Source organism: Kingella bonacorsii (genome assembly GCF_016623605.1).
In the GTDB taxonomy this organism is placed as follows: domain Bacteria; phylum Pseudomonadota; class Gammaproteobacteria; order Burkholderiales; family Neisseriaceae; genus Kingella_B; species Kingella_B oralis.
Map to the genome: position 1 here is coordinate 587020 of NZ_JAEHNZ010000002.1, position 17385 is coordinate 604404.

The window sequence follows — 17385 nt, forward strand, 5'->3', positions numbered from 1 at the left end:
ATATGGATTACTTAGATAATTTAAATATTACGTGAGTTAGTTATGAATCAATTTCTGCAAAGTCTATTATTTGCCATAGGCATTCCATTTTCGCTTTTTTCAGCATTGAAAATAGTTGATGATGTTTTTGGTAGTGGAGACATTGGAAAAAAATTAGCTAATAAGTTTTCTAGTGCTAGTTTTCATTCGACACCAAGAAAATGGTGTCTCAGTGCTTTTTTGGTAGTGGATAAAATTTTTGGGGAAAAACTTATTTCTCTAAGAAGTCTTATAATTTCTAGCTTAATAACAATAATTTGGGTTATTATTCAAATTATTGGATCGTATTTTTTCTATAAAAATGGAATAGTTATAGATGGTATTCTGAAAATTAACATTATGCTAAAAAAGTTCTTACTCCTACTTTCAGTATGCATTCTAATAGACTATATTTCTGTCTGTATAACAAGGCTAATTTTTAGGAAAATGATTCTAAAATATACCACGTTATCAATAATTACTGATCTTGCGGTATCAGTTTCTCTATTTTATGTGCTTTATAATTTATTTAAATATTTTTTAATTATAAAGGGATATCAAGAATTCCTTCCATATTTGCAAGATTTGCATCCAGAAGAAACTATTCCATACTGGTTAAGTTCTCCCTTTGAGGTGCAGTCTCAACTTATTGCATTAAATGATGTTTTTGCTCAACCCATAGGCAATGGAAAATATGAGCTTATTAATGGTAATTTTGAGATATTGTATAGCTTCCCAGAAGGAATGCTGTTTGTATCAAGCTTATTTACTTCTGTGTGGGTTTGGGCTTTCTCAATTTCATTATGGTTATTCAATGTATTAAAAAGAGCAACCTCGTTAAAGAATTTTCTTGTCAAAGAATCATCTATTGCTAGCAAACCATATTTATCAGTCGGAATAATTACAACAATTCTGTTTTTTATCCCTGCATTTTTATTCCACTTTGTATGGTCATTATTACAGCAAACCGTAGCCTGATTCACACCAACCACCCACAAACAAAAATCCTATGGCGCGTTATCGCAGAAACTTCATTGCCGGCGGCACGTTCTTTTTCACCGTCAAACTCGCCGACCCGAAATCGCGCCTGCTTGTCGAACATATCGGCTTCGCGTACAGCCTATATGGATGTGCAAAAACAATATCCCTTTGAAACCGTCGCCGTATGCGTACTGCCGAACCATATTCACGCCATTTCGGGATTGAAGTTTTCATAGAGGCTACGGCTCGCTTGTTATTTAGTGAATAATTTCATAAATATAATTACTAACCAAGCACATACAATATCCATAAAAAGAATCACAGGCATACGAAGTTACGGTATATGCACTAAATAACAATGTAAATATACTTATGAGCATCGCAATGGGTAGGTTTTTTATATCTCTTATAAAAAATAAATTGATCAAGGTTGCCACTGCGAATAGGCTTGCAATATAGCTTGATAATTTAATGAATTTACGTAACTGCATCCATCACTATGGTTATTTTTATGAGCCATACGGTCAAAAATATCGATGATGGAAGATTTAATAAAATTTGAGCAATAAGAAAGAAGCGATTTTTTTGCTTCATTTTATTGAATATTTTTAAATTTATCATAAATGTCTTTAGTTGTACCCATATTATCCAACCATCCTAGGAAGCCGTAGTTTTCAGAACTAATCACCCGACTGCCTAAAAAACCAATGTGCAGGCTGCTTTTCAACTCGGTTGAAGCTTCGTTTTAGCTTCGCAGAAACTTCGTTACCAGCAAGCTGCCATTCAAATATCCCATCAATAAAGGCCACCTGAAAGCGTGGGCTTCAACGAAGTTAAAACTCACTTCGTTCGTTTTCAAGTAGCCTTTTCTTAACTTGGCGGCAGTCGCAGTTTCAAAAATCAGAGACCGCCGTTATCCGCCAAACAACGCTGTTTTGCGTTCCGCGTCGGAAACATCCAGCACTTCAATTCCTTGCCCGTCCAGCACGGCCTGCGTCAGCATGGCCACGCCGCCGGAGGGGCCGATTTCCAAAATCCGCCGCACGCCCAGCGCGGGCATGCTGCGGCATTCGGCCACCCAGTCCACGGGATTGACCAACACATTTTGCGCGATGCCGCGCGCCTGTTCTGCATCCAAACCGCAGGCTGCTGCCCATTCAGCTGTTTGCGCCACGGCGGACAGCATGGCGGGGTGGTGGAAGCCGACTTCCACGTCCAGCCGCCACAGCAGGTTTTCGGGCGTTTGGCCGCTTTCGTCTTTCACCGTGTCCGACAACACGTCGCACACGCGCGCCACCGATTCGGGCTTGCCGCTGACGACAAAGCCATCCGCGCTGTTCTGCAAGCCGATACACGGGCGGTCGCCCGAATCTGCGGGGAACAGGTCGTCAATCACGGCGGCAATCTGCCCGCGGCTCACGCCCTGCACCATCACCATCGGATGCAGGCCGTCGTGCAGATACATGCCCGTTGCGCGCCCTTGCAGCGTGGCCGCTGCGCCAATCAATTCGGCCAAGGCCAGCAGTTCGGCGGCGTGCTGCGGCTCGCGCATCAGATAACGCCCGAGTATGCCCTGCGAATGCCCGATCACGCCCGCCGCCTTGCCGCTGTCCAGCCCGCGCGTTTCCAGCGTGTGCAGATTGGCGATTTGCGACAGGAAAATGCCGGGCGCGCTCACGGCGGCACGCACCAAATCAATGCCGTCCGCGCCGTTTTCCGCCCATTTGATCGGCTCGAAACCCTGCGGGCGGGCGGCGGCAATCTGCTCGGCCACAGGCGCCAAGATTCGGGCGGCAGCGGCGGCCACTTCGTTTGCCCTGTCCCGCGCCCCGTCGGCCAAAGCCTCGCGCAGGCTGCTTATCCAATCGAAACCCTGTCCGGAAAAGCAAAGGGCGAAGGGTTCGTCATAAAAATGTTCCGGCAGGCGGTTTTGTTGCAGTTGGCTCATGGTTTCACTCCCTCCGTAGTCGGTGTTGAACGGTTTGCAAAACTTAATATGATGATTGTATGACGAATAACGCGCTTGTGCCACGCCTTCGAGTCAGTCACAGCTTTCAGGCTGCCTCATTCGATTTCGCGTTATCATTCCGTTTTATTGTTGAAAGGAAATTCTATGCTCGCTGTTATGTCTGCCTCAGAAAAACTCGCCGCTGCGCAAGCCTTGTTTGTCGAAACCCTGCTGGCCGCGCTGCCGCAAAAAGCAGCCTGCACCGTATCGGGTGCGGGCGGCAGCTTTGAAGCTGAAGTAGCTTATTCGCCTGGGCTGGATTTGTGGTACGCCATGCAGCCGCAGGGCAAAAAATGCTGGAACGACTTCGGCATCGGCCAGCCTGTGGCCGGCAAAAAAGTGTCGATTGCGGCGGAAATCAACTTCCCCGCCGAAGGCCTGAACCGCGCCGTTTCCGGCGTGTTCGCGGAGGATAGCAACGGCGGCGTTTGGGTGCTGCACCGCGGCAAAATCCGCGGCGGCAAAGCCCTGTTTTTCCAATACTACCAAGGCGAAACCCTCACCGCAGACGACGGCGGCAAACCCGACACCTTCGCCCTAATTGGCAGCCTGAACGACACCGCTTTCCCCGCAAAACTCGCCGCCTTCGTGCACCAAATCCTAGCAATCAAAACCGCCGCCAAACACGCTGCGGTATAGTTTTCAGGCTGCTTTTGTGCTATGAGGCAGCCTGAAACGCTATTTTCAGGCTGCCGCAATCCGGCGGCAACCAATCTCGCTGCTCGCTGTAAGCCATCCAAGCCGTCTATTTTTAAACGTCCAACACCATCTGAACACTCAACGGCAGTCTGAAAACGTTTGGGCTTTGCTAAAACGCGCGCCCTCGGTTTGTCTGATAACGACTCTGGCTTTTCAAGCTGCATCGTTTGCAAAACGTATCAACCGCTCGCCAGCGCCATCAACGCGATTGAACAACAAGCCATCGTCGCTCCGTGCTGAATAGGGTTTCAGGCTGCCTCCGCCACCGCAAAACACTCCCCCAAAGGCAGTCTGAAACGTCTATAATCATCCCGTTCCCCCAACCAAAGGATGTGTAAAATGAACAACTTCACCCAAGACCAACTCAAACAACTCGCCGCCGCCAAAGCCGTGGAATTTGTGCCCGAAAACGAATACATCGGCATCGGCACGGGCAGCACCGTAAACTTCTTTATTGAAGCGCTCGGCAAAAGCGGCAAAAAAATCAAGGGCGCGGTAACCACTTCGCTTAAAAGCGCGGAGCTGATGGAGCAATACGAAATCCCGCAAATCCAGCTCAACGAGGTAACGCGGCTGGGCGTGTATATTGACGGCGCGGATGAAATCAACCACATGATGCAAATGATAAAAGGCGGGGGCGCGGCGTTGCTGCCCGAAAAAATCGTCGCCACGCTGTCCGACCAATTTATCTGCATCGCCGACGAAAGCAAATATGTGCGCAAGCTGGGCAAGTTTCCCCTACCGGTGGAAGTGATTCCGATGGCGCGTTCCATGGTGGCGCGCAAAATCGTGAAACTGGGCGGGCAGCCTGAATTACGCATCGGCTGCAAAACCCTGCACGGCAACGAAATTTTGGATGTGCACGGGCTGGACCTTTCCGAGCCGATGAAAATGGAAGACACGCTCAACCGCATCACGGGCGTGGTGGAAAACGGCTTGTTTGCCCACCGCTATGCCGATTTGCTGATACTCGCCAAAAAAGACGGCGCGGAAGTGATTCAAGCGCACGTTTGATGGGGATACGGTTTTCAGGCTGCCTTTTGCGGATAAAAAGGCAGCCTGAAAATTGAAATCCTAACCACAAATAAAGGCAGTCTGAAAATGCTTATCCCGTTTTCAGGCTGCCTTATGCTTACCGCAAACACCGTTTGCTCAACACCGCCAACGTCATTCCCCTCTGTGCCAACAAGCCTGCCTGCCACTGTGCAACGGGCAAATCCACCAGCGCGTGCAGCCCACCATGCCCGGCGAAATCGCCCTTTTGCGCCGCGCATACGCAAGGCAGCCAAGCCCAAAAAAGTGGCAGCGCAATCAGCGTGATGATGAGATGGGGATGGATAGCGGGTATGATGTTCTCCATTATGTGCCAACAGCCAAATTTGAGGCAGCCTGAAAACGAGCGAAGCGCGTTAAAACGCCCATCCCATTTTCAGGCTGCCTCTATCCCATTATCCAAACAATCAAAACTGCGGCAGTTTCACCGCCAAATCCGCCGACCAAGCCTGCTGCCCGTTGGCGCGCACATAGCCGTTGCCCACCATGCCGCCTTTGAGCAAGCCTTTGTATTGCAACGCCGTTTCTTTCGGAATCCGCAGTTTCACTTTAAACATCAGCTTCGCCCGCTCGTTTGCCGTTTCCACATTTTTCGGCGTGAACTGCGCTTCGGTGGCGATAAAGCTGATTTTGGCGGGGAACACCGCATCCAAGCCGTCCAGCTTAATCCGCGCCTCGTCGCCCACTTTCAGGCTGCCCACTTGCGCCGTAGGCAAGAAAATCGCCATGCTCGCATCGCTGAAATCCAGCAGGCTCACCACCTTGCCGCCCGCGCCGACCACATTGCCTGCTTGCGCGATTTTGTATTCCACCACGCCGTCTTTCGGGCTGGTGATTTGCATGTCGCTGTTGGCAGACTGCGCCAATTTAAGCTGCGCCTGCCGCGCCGCCACGCCCGCTTGCGCTTCCGCCACTTGCGCCTGCGCCTGCCGCACCGCCGCCAAGGCTTCCGCTTTCGCCGCCTGCGCCGCTTTCACCGCCGCCGCCGCGCCATCACGTTGCGAACGGCGACGCTGCGTTTCCGCGGGCGAAACCAAATCCTCGCTTTGCATCTTGCCCGCGTTATCCAATTCCATCTGCGCCAATTTTTGCTGCTGCAACTGCGCCGCAATCTGGGCATCCGCCCGTGCCACCGCTTCCTGCGCCTGTTTCACGCCCGCTTGCGCCCGCTGCACCATTTCTTTCGCCGCCAATTCGCCCGCCTGCGCCTCCTCCACGCGGCCGGAAGTCGTATCCGACGACAATTCCGCCAGCACATCCCCCGCCTTCACCTCGCTGCCCTCGTCCACATTCATGCTTTTCACCCGCCCTGCATACAGGGTGGCGACATCAATGCGCTCCAATTCCAAGCGCCCGTTGGAGGCGATAATGTTTTCAGGCTGCCTATCGGCGTGCTGCTTTTGGTAAACCGCAAAACCCGCCGCGCCCGCAGCCACAATCACCACCGGAATAATCCATTTTTTCATTGCGTTTCCTTCGCACTAAACAAAGCCTTTATCATCCAATCCACACGCTGCGCCAGCGCCTCATCAGTTAGCTGCTGCAAAATCGGCTGGCGCAATTCATCAGGCATCACGCCAATACGGCTAAACGTATTCGCCGCCAAAATCGGCAGCAAAATGCTGGTTTGCAACTGGCTAATCGCATGAATCGCCTGCTCGTCCGACATCTGCGGCGCAATTTCGCCCACGATTTGCCGCACCAGACGAAACTCGCGCAACACCAATTCCTGCACGCTTTTTTGCGCCATTTCCATATTATCCGCGCTGTCAATCAGCATCCGCGTTATCCACGGCACCTCTGCGCGCAACGATAAGGCAGCCTGAAAATACAAGCGGCGCAAACGCTCCAACGGCGGCGCATCGGCGGCAAACTCGGGTGCCAGCCAGCCAAACGCGCGCTGGAAATGCTGCGCGAACACCTGCGCCATAAAATCATCCTTGTTGGCAAACAAATGATGAAACAGCCCCGAGCTGAGTTGCGCTTGGGCAGCCAACGCGCGCACCGATAATTTTTGATAGCCCAGCTGCGGGTAAAGTCTTTCCGCCGCGCGGATAAATTGTTGGGAAGAAGAAAAATCAAGCGACATAAAAGCGGTTGGACAGCCGTCCAATAAAGGTTAAAAAATTAAGGCAGCCTGAAAACCACGCTGGCCCGTTGGCGGGATGAATTGGCAGAACAAGATGGCGGATTGTAGCCCAGCCATCAAGGTCGGCGCAATGATTTCGCGGTTCGGGCTTTGCCGCGCTTTTCAGGCTGCCTGAAACCAACGAAACCTTGTATAATCGGCCGCGCAGGCAAAACAGACAGCCGCCGCGTGGCAACACGGGGAGGAAAGTCCGGGCTACACAGAGCACAATGCCAGCTAACGGCTGGGCGTGGTAACACGACGGAAAGTGGCGCAGAGAGCAAGACCGCCGATGGCGCAACGCGCACAGGCAAGGGTGAAAAGGTGCGGTAAGAGCGCACCGTGCCGTTGGTAACAACGCGCAGCAGGCTAAACCCCATTGGTAGCAAGACCAAACAGAACGCATTGACGCTGCTCGCCGAGCGTTCGGGTAGGTTGCTTGAACTTTGTGGCAACGCAAAGTCTAGATGAATGGCTGTTCAACGACAGAACCCGGCTTATCGTTTTACCTGCACCCCCATTATCCAAGCATAAAAAGGCAGCCTGAAAACTGGTTTTTCCGTTTTCAGGCTGTCTTATCTTGCGCGGTTAAACTAAATCAGAAAATCGCTTTAATCATGCCCGCAGTAGCAGCGATACCGCCAATCAAGCCCACTGCGCCGGCGGCTGTGCCCATTGCACCGTTGACTTGATCGCGTTTGTTAGCACGTTTTTCGCGCTCCAAAGCCAATTCTTCAGACACGTTGGCACGTTGGCGGCGGTGTTGTTCCAACTCGGCGCGTGAAAGTTGCGCTTCTTTGCGGTTACGCCCTGCTTTGATGGCGGCAGAATCGCTGCCGATTGCCATATCGCCCACAGAGCTGCCGCTGGTGGTGCAACCTGTTGCGATGAATGCAGTTAAAACCAAGAATAGAATGTTATTTTTCATTGCATAAACTCCAAAGGATTAAAAATTAGTGCAGGATGTACACTTTGCGGTTGCCATAAGCGCGGTTGATGGCATCGGCTTCATCCATCATTTCTTCGCGGCGTTCTGCACGGCGTTCGCGGCGTTCTGCGCGTTCGGCGGCTTGCACGGCGCGGGAATCGGCTTCCATGGCGGCGGATTGCTCGGGCGTGGGGTTGAAGTGTTGCGTGCCGTAAGTTACGCAGCCGGTGAGGCTTGCAGCCAATACCAAGGATAATAGGGTGTGTTTCAACACGATGGTTACTCCGTTTTAAGAAAAGTAAATGGCGAGAAAATTCAGCCATATGGGTAAGTTGTTATTTTACCTGAATATTGGGTTTTTCTTATTGTTTTTTTCAAATTAAGCGGTGTTTGCTGGTGAAAATGATACAGGCAAACAGTGTTTTGCATTCGGACGGCTGGGTATGAAAGAACCGGCTTGGTTCTCGCTTTTGCGGCAGCCTGAAAAGCGCAGTCAAACGGCAAGGCAAAAATGGTTTTAAAAGCGCGTATAATCGCGCGCCTTAATTATCAAGGCAGCCTGAAATCGCGTAAAATTTGCGCTGTTTAGTGAACCCGAATAGGAGCGTTACCATGCAAACCAAAATCTGTTTTAGCGTTATCGCATTATCCGCTTGGCTATTGGGCGGTTGCGCCACATAAGTTGATGCACGACAAAGTCGATCAAATACCTGAGCAAAAGGAAATGTACAGCCAAGAAACCCTGTGCTACATGGGTTTGGACAAAGACGGGCAGTTGATTATGATGACCGACTGGCATCATCTGGTGTTGTCGCCTAATGAATCAACGTTGCGCCAGCATCAGGCAAAAATATTTGCCAAAATGAACCGCTGGGCGCAGCAATATCCCTAAGCGGCGGTCAGAATCGATAAGGTTTATTTGAAAAACGATGGCAGCGCAGAGGCGGAAATTTCGTGGCGACTGGAAAATCCCGCCATTATTAAAGATTTTTCCAGCGAATACAGCTGCGCGTGCATGCAGCCGGACGCGCATAGCCATACGGTTAAAGTGGAGCTGTCGTATGAAGGCAAATACTACGTCGCCGCGCCGGATACCGATTACCGCCTCAACGGCATAACGGCGATGAATATGCCGATAAACGTGGTGCAGTACCGCCGCAGCAAAGCACACGCTGCCGCCAAAGCAGCGGCCGTGCTGGCCACGCCGTTTACCGCAGCGGCGGATGTGATTACGCTGCCGATTCAAATTCCTGTTTTTATTCACGGCTTGTCAAGCATCAGATACTGAATGATTTTTTATTTTCAGGCTGCCTTGTGATGATAAAAAGGCAGCCTGAAACCCGAAAGACACACCCCAATGACCCCCATCACTTACCCCAAAACCTACGACGTCATCATCGTCGGCGGCGGCCACGCCGGTACGGAAGCTGCGCTGGCCGCTGCACGCATGGGCGCGCAAACGCTGCTGCTCACCCACAATATCGAAACGCTCGGACAAATGTCGTGCAACCCCTCCATCGGCGGCATCGGCAAAGGCCATCTCGTGCGCGAACTCGACGCGCTCGGCGGCGCGATGGCGTTGGCAACCGACAAATCCGGCATCCAGTTCCGCCGCCTGAACGCCAGCAAAGGCGCGGCAGTGCGTGCCACGCGCGCGCAGGCAGACCGCATTCTCTACAAAGCCGCCATCCGCGAAATGCTGGAAAACCAGCCCAATTTGGACTTGTTCCAGCAGGCGGTGGACGACATCCTGCTTGACGGCGAGCGCGTATCGGGCGTGAAAACCGCGATGAATGTCGTGTTCAAAGCCCGCGCCGTGGTGCTCACCGCCGGCACATTTTTGGCGGGCAAAATCCACATCGGTTTGGAAAACTATTCTGGCGGCCGCGCAGGCGACCCTGCCGCACAGTCGCTTTCAGGCTGCCTGAAAGAGCTGAACCTGCCGCAAGGCCGTCTGAAAACCGGCACGCCGCCGCGCATCGACGGGCGCACGATTGATTTTTCCGTGCTGGAAGAGCAGCCCGGCGACACGCCGATACCCGTGATGTCCATGCGCGGCAACGCGGCGATGCACCCGCGCCAAGTGTCGTGCTGGATTACCCACACCAACACGCAAACCCACGACATCATCCGCACAGGCTTTGACCGCAGCCCGATGTTTACCGGCAAAATCGAAGGCGTGGGCCCGCGCTACTGCCCATCCATCGAAGACAAAATCAACCGCTTCGCCGACAAAGACAGCCACCAAATCTTCCTCGAACCCGAAGGCTTAACCACGCACGAATACTACCCCAACGGCATCTCCACCAGCCTGCCGTTTGACATCCAGCTTGCCCTCGTGCGCTCGATGAAAGGCTTGGAAAACGCCCACATCCTGCGCCCCGGTTACGCCATCGAATACGACTATTTCGACCCGCGCAACCTCAAAGCCAGCCTGGAAACCAAAACGATTAACGGCTTATTCTTCGCCGGACAAATCAACGGCACAACAGGCTACGAAGAAGCCGCCGCGCAAGGCTTGCTCGCGGGCGCAAACGCCGTGCAGTATGTGCGCGGGCAAGAGCCGCTGATTCTGCGCCGCGAACAGGCGTATCTCGGCGTGTTAGTCGATGATTTGATTACCAAAGGTGTGAACGAGCCTTACCGCATGTTTACCAGCCGCGCCGAATACCGCCTGCAACTGCGCGAAGACAACGCCGATATGCGGCTCACCGAAGACGGCCGCAAAATCGGCTTAATCGGCGACGCGCAATGGCGCGCGTTCAACGAAAAACGCGAAGCCGTCGAGCGCGAAATCCAGCGGCTCAAAACCACTTGGTACACGCCGCAAAAGCTGCCCGAGTCCGAACAAATGCGCGTATTCGGACAAAAGTTAAGCCGCGAAGCCAACCTGCACGACCTGCTGCGCCGCCCCAATCTCGACTACGCCGCCCTGATGACCCTGCCCGACGCAAGGCCGTCTGAAACGCTGCCTGAAAACGTGGCGGAACAGGTGGAAATCCAAGTCAAATACCAGGGCTACATCGACCGCCAGCAGGAAGAAATCAACAGCCGCCGCGACATCGAAACCCTGCGCCTGCCCGCCGAAATCGACTACGCCAAAGTGAAAGGTTTGTCCGCCGAAGTGCAGCAGAAACTCAACGCCCACAAGCCCGAAACCGTGGGGCAGGCGAGCCGCATTTCGGGGGTAACGCCCGCTGCGGTCGCGCTGTTGATGGTGCATTTGAAACGTGGGTTTAGAGACGCGAAGTAAACGGTGAAGGCAGCCTGAAAAGCCATTGCCCCGTTTTCAGGCTGCCTTTGTCATGCTGATCAAGAAACCACCCTGTCCGCCTGCTGCGCCGCCATCACATCAGCCCAACTGCACGGCATCATCAAACCCGAAATCCTGTGCGAAGCCGCAAGTTATCAGGGGCAAAGTGCGCCGGACAAATCCAAACCACACAACCGATAGGCAGCCTGAAAAGCCATTACCCCGTTTTCAGGCTGCCTAAATGCTGTCTTTCAGGTAGCCTGAAAACTTTTTCTCATTTGAAAACAGTGCATAAGAAAATTTTTCACCTTCCCCCGTAAGAAACTTTTCAGGCTGCCGTCCAAAGCTGCATAAGGCAATACAAACCACCAAACAGAAAGGAACCCACCATGCCCCGCACCGCCAAAAAGCAGCCTGAAAAACTGTATCCGCTCATCGGCGAAGCCGTCGGCCAGCTCGGACTGCGCCTCTTGCTGGCGTATGAATTCTTCGAATCCGGCCTGACCAAATGGAACGGTGAAAACTGGTTCGCCGAAATCCAAGACCAGTTCCCCTTTCCCTTTTCGCTGTTTTCGCCCGATGCAAACTGGTACGCGGCAATGGGTAGCGAGCTGCTGTTTCCCGTGCTGCTGCTGTTGGGGCTGTTCACCCGCTTTTCCGCTTTCGCACTGATGGTGCTGACCGCCGTGGCGTGGTATGCCGTCCACGCGGGCAACGGCTACAATATCGGGCAGGGCGGCTACAAGCTGTCGCTGATGTACATCGTGATGCTGCTGCCGCTACTGGGGCAGGGCGCGGGCGTGTTGTCGCTGGACTATCTGTGGAAACGCTACCGCAGCGGCAAATAAACCGATTGTTTAACGCCGACGAAGCCGGGCGTTTTCAGGCTTCATTTTTTAATCTTTTTTATTGGAGTACACCATTATGAAAAAATCTTCCGCAATCGCATTGGCCGGCGCTTTGGCGCTGACTTTGGGCACTCAGGCCGTTGCCGCTCCCGCCGCGAAACAAGACGCGCCTGCCGTGAACAAAACCATGAAAGCCAAAGCCAAAACCAAAGCCGCCGAAGGCAAATGCGGCGAGGGCAAATGCGGTTCACACTAAGCCCGCAGGCATAAGCCGACCCCGTTTTCAGGCTGCCTCTGACAACTGCCTCGGGCAGCCTGAAAGCTCCCGCAAGGGCAAACCCCCGCCCTGCCGCCGTTTGGCGGAAAACCGTGCCGCCGCGCCGTTTTCCGCGAAACGGCAGCCTGAAAAACCATACGGCCTGCTCCCAGAGGCAGCCTGAAAACCACAATAAGGACCGCCATGACCCGAACACTACAAGGTGCAGGACTCGGCTACCGCCGCGACTTGGCAGACGATTTTCTCAACCTGCCCGCCAACAGCCCCATCGCCTTTATCGAAGCCGCGCCCGAAAACTGGCTGAAAATGGGCGGCGCGGCGCGCAAACGCTTTGACGAAGCCGCCGAACGCCTGCCGCTGGCCTTGCACGGGCTGTCCCTCTCGCTGGGCGGGCAAGCTCCACTGGACACCGAACTGCTCGCCGGCATCAAAGACATGATGCGCCGCTACGGCTGCACCTTCTTTTCCGACCACCTGAGCTACTGCCAAGACCTAGGCGGGCATCTTTACGACCTGCTGCCGCTGCCCTTCACCGCCGACAGCGTGCGCCACACCGTCCGCCGCATCCGCCAAGTGCAGGATTTCCTCGGCTGCCGCATCTCGGTGGAAAACACCTCCTACTACCTGCACAGCCCGCTGGCGGAAATGAACGAAGCCGAATTTCTCAACGCCGTGGCGCAGGAAGCCGACTGCGGCATCCATCTGGACATCAACAACATCTATGTGAACAGCGTGAACCACGGGCTGCTCGCGCCGCACGATTTCCTCAACACCGTCGATATGGCGCGGGTGGACTACATCCACATCGCCGGCCACGACGACGAAAACCCGCAAATCCTCATCGACACCCACGGCGCTCCGGTGAAAGACAACGTGTGGGACCTGCTCGCCGCCGCCTACCGCCGCATGGCGCACATCCCGCCCACCCTACTGGAACGCGATTTCAACTTCCCGCCCTTTGCTGAGCTGGAAGCCGAAGTCGCCCGCATCGTCGGCATCCAAGCCGCCGCAATGCAACCTGCCGCCGCCATGAAAACGGAGTACGCCCATGCAGCCTGAAAACGCCTCAGCCGCCTTCCAAGAAACGCTCGCCCGCGCCGTGCGCCAAGGCAGCGCCGATGCCGATGCCAATACCCCGCTGGATGCCGAACGCCTCGCCGTGTATGCCCGCCTGGTGCGCAACAACATCAACGGCTTTATCCAACGCTGCTACCCGCAGGCCGCGCGCTACGCCGACCCCGAGCAATGGGCGGCCGCCAAAGAAGCCTTTGTGGCCGAAGGCAGCGCCCACAGCCCCTATTTCCAAGACATCCCCGGCGAATTTCTCGCCTTCTGCCGCCAAGGCCGCGCCGCTTTCAGGCTGCCCGAGCACATCTTGCAGCTGATGCGCTTCGAGCACAGCCAATTGGTTGCCGAAATCGCCGCCACCCCGCCCAACGCCGCCTTCGAATGGGACGAAGACACCCCCTTCGTACTTTCCCCCGTCGCCGGCATCGCCGACTACCCGTTCAACGTGTGCGCCGACGAACCCGATTTTCAGGCTGTCCCCACCACCGTAGCCGTGTGGCAGGACGCGGGCGGCAGCGTGTACCACAGCCCGCTGGACGAAATCGACCGCATCCTGCTACAAGCCGCCGCCCAGTCCCCCCTGTCGCAAGCGCAAATCTGCGAAAGCCTCGCCGGCGTGTCCGAACAAGCCGCCCAATGGCAGCCTGAAATCGAACGCCGCTGGCAGCAATGGGTGGACGCCGACGTGCTGCTGCCCGCGGAGCGCAGCGCGTGAGCGCCGCCCTGCAATGGGACGAAGCCGATTTGGTGGCTCTGCAAAGCGACTTGCTGCGCTTTGCCCGCATCCAAACCGGCAACGCCGAAACCGCCGAAGACCTCGCCCAAGAAACCCTGCTCGCCGCCCTGCGCCACCGCGAGCAGTTTCAAGGGCGCGCCCAGCTCAAAACCTGGCTGTTCGCCATTTTGAAAAACAAAATCACCGACCACCTGCGCCACAAACAGCGGCATGGCAGAATCTTCGCCGACACCCCCGCCGACACCGAACTGGACGAACTCTACCAATCCCAGTTCCGCGCCGACGGCCACTGGCTGCCCGACGCCGTCCCCGCCCACACCGCCGGCCCCGAACAGGATTTGGAAAACCGCCAGTTCCAAGCCGTATTCCAAGCCTGCCTCTACCGCCTGCCCGAAAACACTGCCCGCGTATTCATGCTGCGCGAAATCATGGGCTGGGACGCGCCCGACATCCAAAGCCACTGCGGCATCAGCGCCGCCAACTACTACACCGTGATGCACCGCGCCCGCGAAGCCCTGCGCCAATGCCTGCAAATCAAATGGTTCAACCATCGGGAGCCGACATGAAAAAATGCCGCCAAATCACCGCCCTCATCTCCCAGCGCGCCGACCGGCCGCTCACCCGCAGTGAACGCCTCGCCCTGCGCCTGCACCTGATGATTTGCCCCCACTGCCGCGAATACGCCCGCCAGATTGAACTGGTGCAGCAGGCGGTGAAGAAATTCGAGCCGTAAACCGCGGCTACAAACAACGGATGCGCCGCCCGTGCACACGCGGACAAGCAAAAGGCAGCCTGAAAAACCACCTATCTGGTTTTCAGGCTGCCTTTTGTCTTTTTGATTGGCTTGCCGGCTATTGCGACAGCAGCCAAAACTCGTGCAACACCTCGCACGGGCAGATTTCGGTTTGAAGCAGCAGGCTCACTTTCACCTGCCCGCGCACCGCCGCCACCCCTTTCACCATCAAATGCAGCGTATCGCCCCCGCGTTCCGACACCACGCGCAAACCGCTGCCCGCAGGCAAAATCCGCGCCCGCGCTGACACAATCTTCCCCTCGGGCAGGCTGATATGGGCGCAATAGCCGTGCCCCACGCGGGCGGGCGGCAGGCGGTGGGTGCAGGCATCATCCAGCAGCAGCAAACATACAGACAAATCTTTCATTATCACTCCGTTTCAATCGTTTCCTGCCGTGTAGATAGTGGCAGAGCATCATTTTATAAAGAGACGCAACGCAAAGGCAGCCTGAAAATGGAAAATCCTGTTTTCAGGCTGCCTTTGCATGATTCAACCCGCTTAGCGGCTGTAATTCGGCGCTTCCTTGGTAATCTGCACATCATGCACGTGCGATTCGCTCATCCCCGCAGACGTAATCTCCACAAACTCCGCCTTCTCGTGCATTTCGGCAATGGTGGCGCAGCCCAAATAGCCCATGCTGGAACGCAAGCCGCCCATAATCTGATGGATGATGTTGATAATCGGGCCTTTGTGCGGCACGCGCCCCTCAATGCCCTCGGGCACGTATTTGTCCGTGTTTTCTGTTTTCTCTTGGAAATAGCGGTCGCTCGAACCTTGGCTCATCGCCCCCAGCGACCCCATACCGCGATACGATTTATACGCCCGCCCTTGGTACAGCTCGATTTCGCCTGGCGCTTCGTCTGTGCCCGCAAACATCCCGCCCAGCATCACGCAATCCGCGCCCGCCGCCAACGCTTTGGCGATGTCGCCCGAAAAACGGATGCCGCCGTCGGCAATCACCGAAACGCCCGTGCCTTTCAAGGCTTCGGAAACATTATGCACCGCCGTCAATTGCGGCACGCCCACGCCCGCCACAATGCGCGTGGTGCAAATGGAACCGGGGCCGATGCCCACTTTCACCGCATCCGCGCCCGCTTTTGCCAAGTCCAGCGCCGCCGCCGCCGTGGCGATGTTGCCGCCGATAACCTGCACATCGGGGAAGGTCTGCTTCACCCATTTCACACGGTCAATCACGCCTTGGCTGTGCCCGTGCGCCGTGTCCACCACCAGCACATCCACGCCCGCTTCCACCAGCGCCCGCACGCGCGCTTCGGTTTCGCCGCCCGTGCCCACCGCCGCGCCCACGCGCAAACGCCCCTCGCTGTCTTTGTTGGCATTGGGAAACTCGGTGTTTTTAACGATGTCTTTCACCGTAATCAAGCCTTTGAGCTCGTCTTGCTCATTCAAAACAAGCACGCGTTCGATTTTATGCCGGTGCATCAATTCGCGTGCTTCTTCGATACTCGTGCCAACGGACACGGTAACCAATTTTTCGCGCGGGGTCATGATGGCGCGCACGGGCAAATCCAAGCGCGTTTCAAAACGCAAATCGCGGTTGGTAACAATGCCGATTACCTTGCCGTTTTCCACCACCGGCAAGCCCGACATTTTGCGCTTGCGCTCCTGGCGCTCCGCCAGTAAATCGCCAATCAGCTTATCGGGCGACACGGTAACTGGGTCTTTCACCACGCCGCTTTCATGGCGTTTCACCTTGCGGACCGCCAAGGCCTGCTGTTCAACGGTCATGTTTTTGTGAATGATGCCGATGCCGCCTTCTTGCGCCATAGAAATCGCCAAGCGCGCCTCGGTAACCGTGTCCATAGCGGCCGACAGCAAGGGCAGGTTCAGGGTGATTTTTTTAGTGAGCGGGGTTTTGAGCGAGACATCGCGCGGAAGAATTTGAGAATGGGCGGGGACGAGCAGAACGTCGTCGAACGTGTAGGCTTTTTCTATGATGCGCATTTTTTCATACCTTTACGGCTGTTTAAAATGCACGCGATTGTAGCATATTTGACGCGCTTTTAGGCAGCCTGAAAACGGTTTTCATGACAGGGCGAAAGAAACCCATTAGAATTCAGTCTGTTTACACGCAGTGTGCTTTGATAACTTAAACAAGGAAAAGATTATGAAAACGAAAATTGCTTTATCCGCCATCGCTTTGGCGATTGCCGCCTCGTCTGCCATCGCCGCCGATACTTCTATCTTCACATGGAAACAACGCAGCGGCGCAACCGCATTTGCCGACACGCCCCCAGGCTTGAAAATGGGGCGCGCCAGCACCATCAACGTACGCACCCGCACCGTAACCCCGCCGCCCGTTGTGAAAAAAGACGACCCCAATATGTCCACCGCCGACAAACAAGCCGCGTTGAACAAAGAAATCGAAGAAGAAAACCGCCGCAAAGAAGAAGCCAACAAAAAACAAATGGAAGAAGCGAAAAAAGAAAACTGCAAAGCGGCGCAAATGAACAAAGAAACCGTAACCAAAGCCAACGCGAAAAACAAAGATGCGTTGATTCCCAAATACGATGCCGATATTGCCAAATACTGCAACTAATCCGGCATAAAACGCTTTTTAGGCTGCCTAATATTCC

General features: G+C 54.7%; 22 protein-coding genes and 1 other RNA gene. 15 read left to right on the top strand and 8 right to left on the bottom strand.

Annotation, left to right across the window (positions count from 1 at the left end; translation table 11 throughout):
- Positions 1–42: 42 nt before the first annotated feature.
- Positions 43–996, top strand: coding sequence for a hypothetical protein (locus JDW22_RS08015; protein ID WP_200522586.1), 954 nt, complete (start codon positions 43–45; stop codon positions 994–996).
- 31 nt (positions 997–1027) lie between these two features.
- Positions 1028–1171: a hypothetical protein gene (locus tag JDW22_RS08020; RefSeq protein WP_200522587.1), complete on the top strand. Its 144-nt coding sequence runs from the start codon at positions 1028–1030 to the stop codon at positions 1169–1171.
- A 741-nt stretch (positions 1172–1912) separates the two neighbouring features.
- Here the strand turns inward: JDW22_RS08020 and JDW22_RS08025 are convergent.
- Complete coding sequence (locus JDW22_RS08025) at positions 1913–2947, bottom strand: ACP S-malonyltransferase (RefSeq protein WP_200522588.1); 1035 nt, start codon at positions 2945–2947, stop codon at positions 1913–1915.
- Positions 2948–3112: 165 nt separating this feature from the next.
- Between JDW22_RS08025 and JDW22_RS08030 the strand changes: the two genes are divergently transcribed.
- Both JDW22_RS08030 and rpiA read left to right on the top strand, forming a co-directional pair.
- Positions 3113–3646, top strand: coding sequence for a restriction endonuclease (locus JDW22_RS08030; protein WP_200522589.1), 534 nt, complete (start codon positions 3113–3115; stop codon positions 3644–3646).
- A gap of 390 nt (positions 3647–4036) precedes the next feature.
- Positions 4037–4720 (top strand): ribose-5-phosphate isomerase RpiA, encoded by a 684-nt coding sequence (gene rpiA, locus JDW22_RS08035; protein WP_200522590.1) that lies wholly within the window; start codon positions 4037–4039, stop codon positions 4718–4720.
- Between the two features lie 118 nt (positions 4721–4838).
- Here rpiA and JDW22_RS08040 read toward each other — a convergent pair whose 3' ends face one another.
- The 3 genes from JDW22_RS08040 to JDW22_RS08050 form a co-directional block, all read right to left on the bottom strand.
- Positions 4839–5066 carry a hypothetical protein gene (locus JDW22_RS08040; RefSeq protein WP_200522591.1) on the bottom strand — a complete coding sequence of 76 codons (228 nt, stop codon included), beginning with the start codon at positions 5064–5066 and terminating at the stop codon, positions 4839–4841.
- A gap of 100 nt (positions 5067–5166) precedes the next feature.
- Entirely contained in the window at positions 5167–6225 is a 1059-nt protein-coding gene (locus tag JDW22_RS08045; protein ID WP_200522592.1) for an HlyD family secretion protein, read from the bottom strand.
- On the bottom strand, positions 6222–6848 hold the full coding sequence (locus JDW22_RS08050) for a TetR/AcrR family transcriptional regulator (RefSeq protein WP_200522593.1): 627 nt from the start codon (positions 6846–6848) through the stop codon (positions 6222–6224). The genes JDW22_RS08045 and JDW22_RS08050 overlap by 4 nt, the downstream gene beginning before the upstream one ends.
- A 205-nt stretch (positions 6849–7053) precedes the next feature.
- On the opposite strand from JDW22_RS08050, the gene rnpB reads away from it, so the two are divergent.
- An RNA gene (rnpB, locus tag JDW22_RS08055) (RNase P RNA component class A) lies at positions 7054–7403 on the top strand.
- An 82-nt stretch (positions 7404–7485) separates the two neighbouring features.
- Here rnpB and JDW22_RS08060 read toward each other — a convergent pair.
- Together JDW22_RS08060 and JDW22_RS08065 are read right to left on the bottom strand one after the other, a co-directional pair.
- A complete protein-coding gene (locus tag JDW22_RS08060; RefSeq protein WP_200522594.1) occupies positions 7486–7815 on the bottom strand; it encodes an NGK_0946 family protein in 330 nt (109 codons plus the stop codon).
- A 25-nt stretch (positions 7816–7840) separates the two neighbouring features.
- Positions 7841–8089: a hypothetical protein gene (locus JDW22_RS08065; protein ID WP_003793086.1), complete on the bottom strand. Its 249-nt coding sequence runs from the start codon at positions 8087–8089 to the stop codon at positions 7841–7843.
- Positions 8090–8539: 450 nt separating this feature from the next.
- Here JDW22_RS08065 and JDW22_RS08070 point away from each other — a divergent pair, with 450 nt between their 5' ends.
- The 9 genes from JDW22_RS08070 (at position 8540) to JDW22_RS08110 (ending at position 14730) form a co-directional block, all read left to right on the top strand.
- On the top strand, positions 8540–8707 hold the full coding sequence (locus tag JDW22_RS08070; protein ID WP_200522595.1) for a hypothetical protein: 168 nt from the start codon (positions 8540–8542) through the stop codon (positions 8705–8707).
- 27 nt (positions 8708–8734) lie between these two features.
- Positions 8735–9103, top strand: coding sequence for a hypothetical protein (locus JDW22_RS08075; RefSeq protein WP_200522596.1), 369 nt, complete (start codon positions 8735–8737; stop codon positions 9101–9103).
- 69 nt (positions 9104–9172) lie between these two features.
- Positions 9173–11068, top strand: coding sequence for a tRNA uridine-5-carboxymethylaminomethyl(34) synthesis enzyme MnmG (gene mnmG, locus JDW22_RS08080; protein WP_200522597.1), 1896 nt, complete (start codon positions 9173–9175; stop codon positions 11066–11068).
- Between the two features lie 389 nt (positions 11069–11457).
- Entirely contained in the window at positions 11458–11916 is a 459-nt protein-coding gene (locus JDW22_RS08085) for an HvfX family Cu-binding RiPP maturation protein (RefSeq protein WP_200522598.1), read from the top strand.
- A gap of 76 nt (positions 11917–11992) precedes the next feature.
- Positions 11993–12172, top strand: coding sequence for an HvfA family oxazolone/thioamide-modified RiPP metallophore (locus tag JDW22_RS08090; protein ID WP_200522599.1), 180 nt, complete (start codon positions 11993–11995; stop codon positions 12170–12172).
- Between the two features lie 204 nt (positions 12173–12376).
- Positions 12377–13252 (top strand): HvfB family MNIO-type RiPP peptide maturase, encoded by an 876-nt coding sequence (locus JDW22_RS08095; RefSeq protein WP_200522600.1) that lies wholly within the window; start codon positions 12377–12379, stop codon positions 13250–13252.
- Positions 13242–13976 carry an HvfC family RiPP maturation protein gene (locus JDW22_RS08100; RefSeq protein WP_200522601.1) on the top strand — a complete coding sequence of 245 codons (735 nt, stop codon included), beginning with the start codon at positions 13242–13244 and terminating at the stop codon, positions 13974–13976. Before JDW22_RS08095 ends, JDW22_RS08100 begins: the two co-directional genes overlap by 11 nt.
- Positions 13973–14563: a sigma-70 family RNA polymerase sigma factor gene (locus JDW22_RS08105; protein ID WP_329610726.1), complete on the top strand. Its 591-nt coding sequence runs from the start codon at positions 13973–13975 to the stop codon at positions 14561–14563. The genes JDW22_RS08100 and JDW22_RS08105 overlap by 4 nt, the downstream gene beginning before the upstream one ends.
- Positions 14560–14730 (top strand): zf-HC2 domain-containing protein, encoded by a 171-nt coding sequence (locus JDW22_RS08110; protein ID WP_003793114.1) that lies wholly within the window; start codon positions 14560–14562, stop codon positions 14728–14730. The genes JDW22_RS08105 and JDW22_RS08110 overlap by 4 nt, the downstream gene beginning before the upstream one ends.
- Before the next feature lie 118 nt (positions 14731–14848).
- Here JDW22_RS08110 and JDW22_RS08115 read toward each other — a convergent pair whose 3' ends face one another.
- Entirely contained in the window at positions 14849–15157 is a 309-nt protein-coding gene (locus JDW22_RS08115) for a hypothetical protein (RefSeq protein ID WP_003793116.1), read from the bottom strand.
- A 132-nt stretch (positions 15158–15289) separates the two neighbouring features.
- The gene (gene guaB / locus JDW22_RS08120; RefSeq protein WP_003793117.1) at positions 15290–16753 is read right to left on the bottom strand and encodes an IMP dehydrogenase; all 1464 of its coding nucleotides are present in this window, start codon (positions 16751–16753) and stop codon (positions 15290–15292) included.
- Positions 16754–16916: 163 nt separating this feature from the next.
- On the opposite strand from guaB, the gene JDW22_RS08125 reads away from it, so the two are divergent.
- Complete coding sequence (locus tag JDW22_RS08125; protein WP_207748822.1) at positions 16917–17348, top strand: hypothetical protein; 432 nt, start codon at positions 16917–16919, stop codon at positions 17346–17348.
- Positions 17349–17385: the final 37 nt, after the last annotated feature.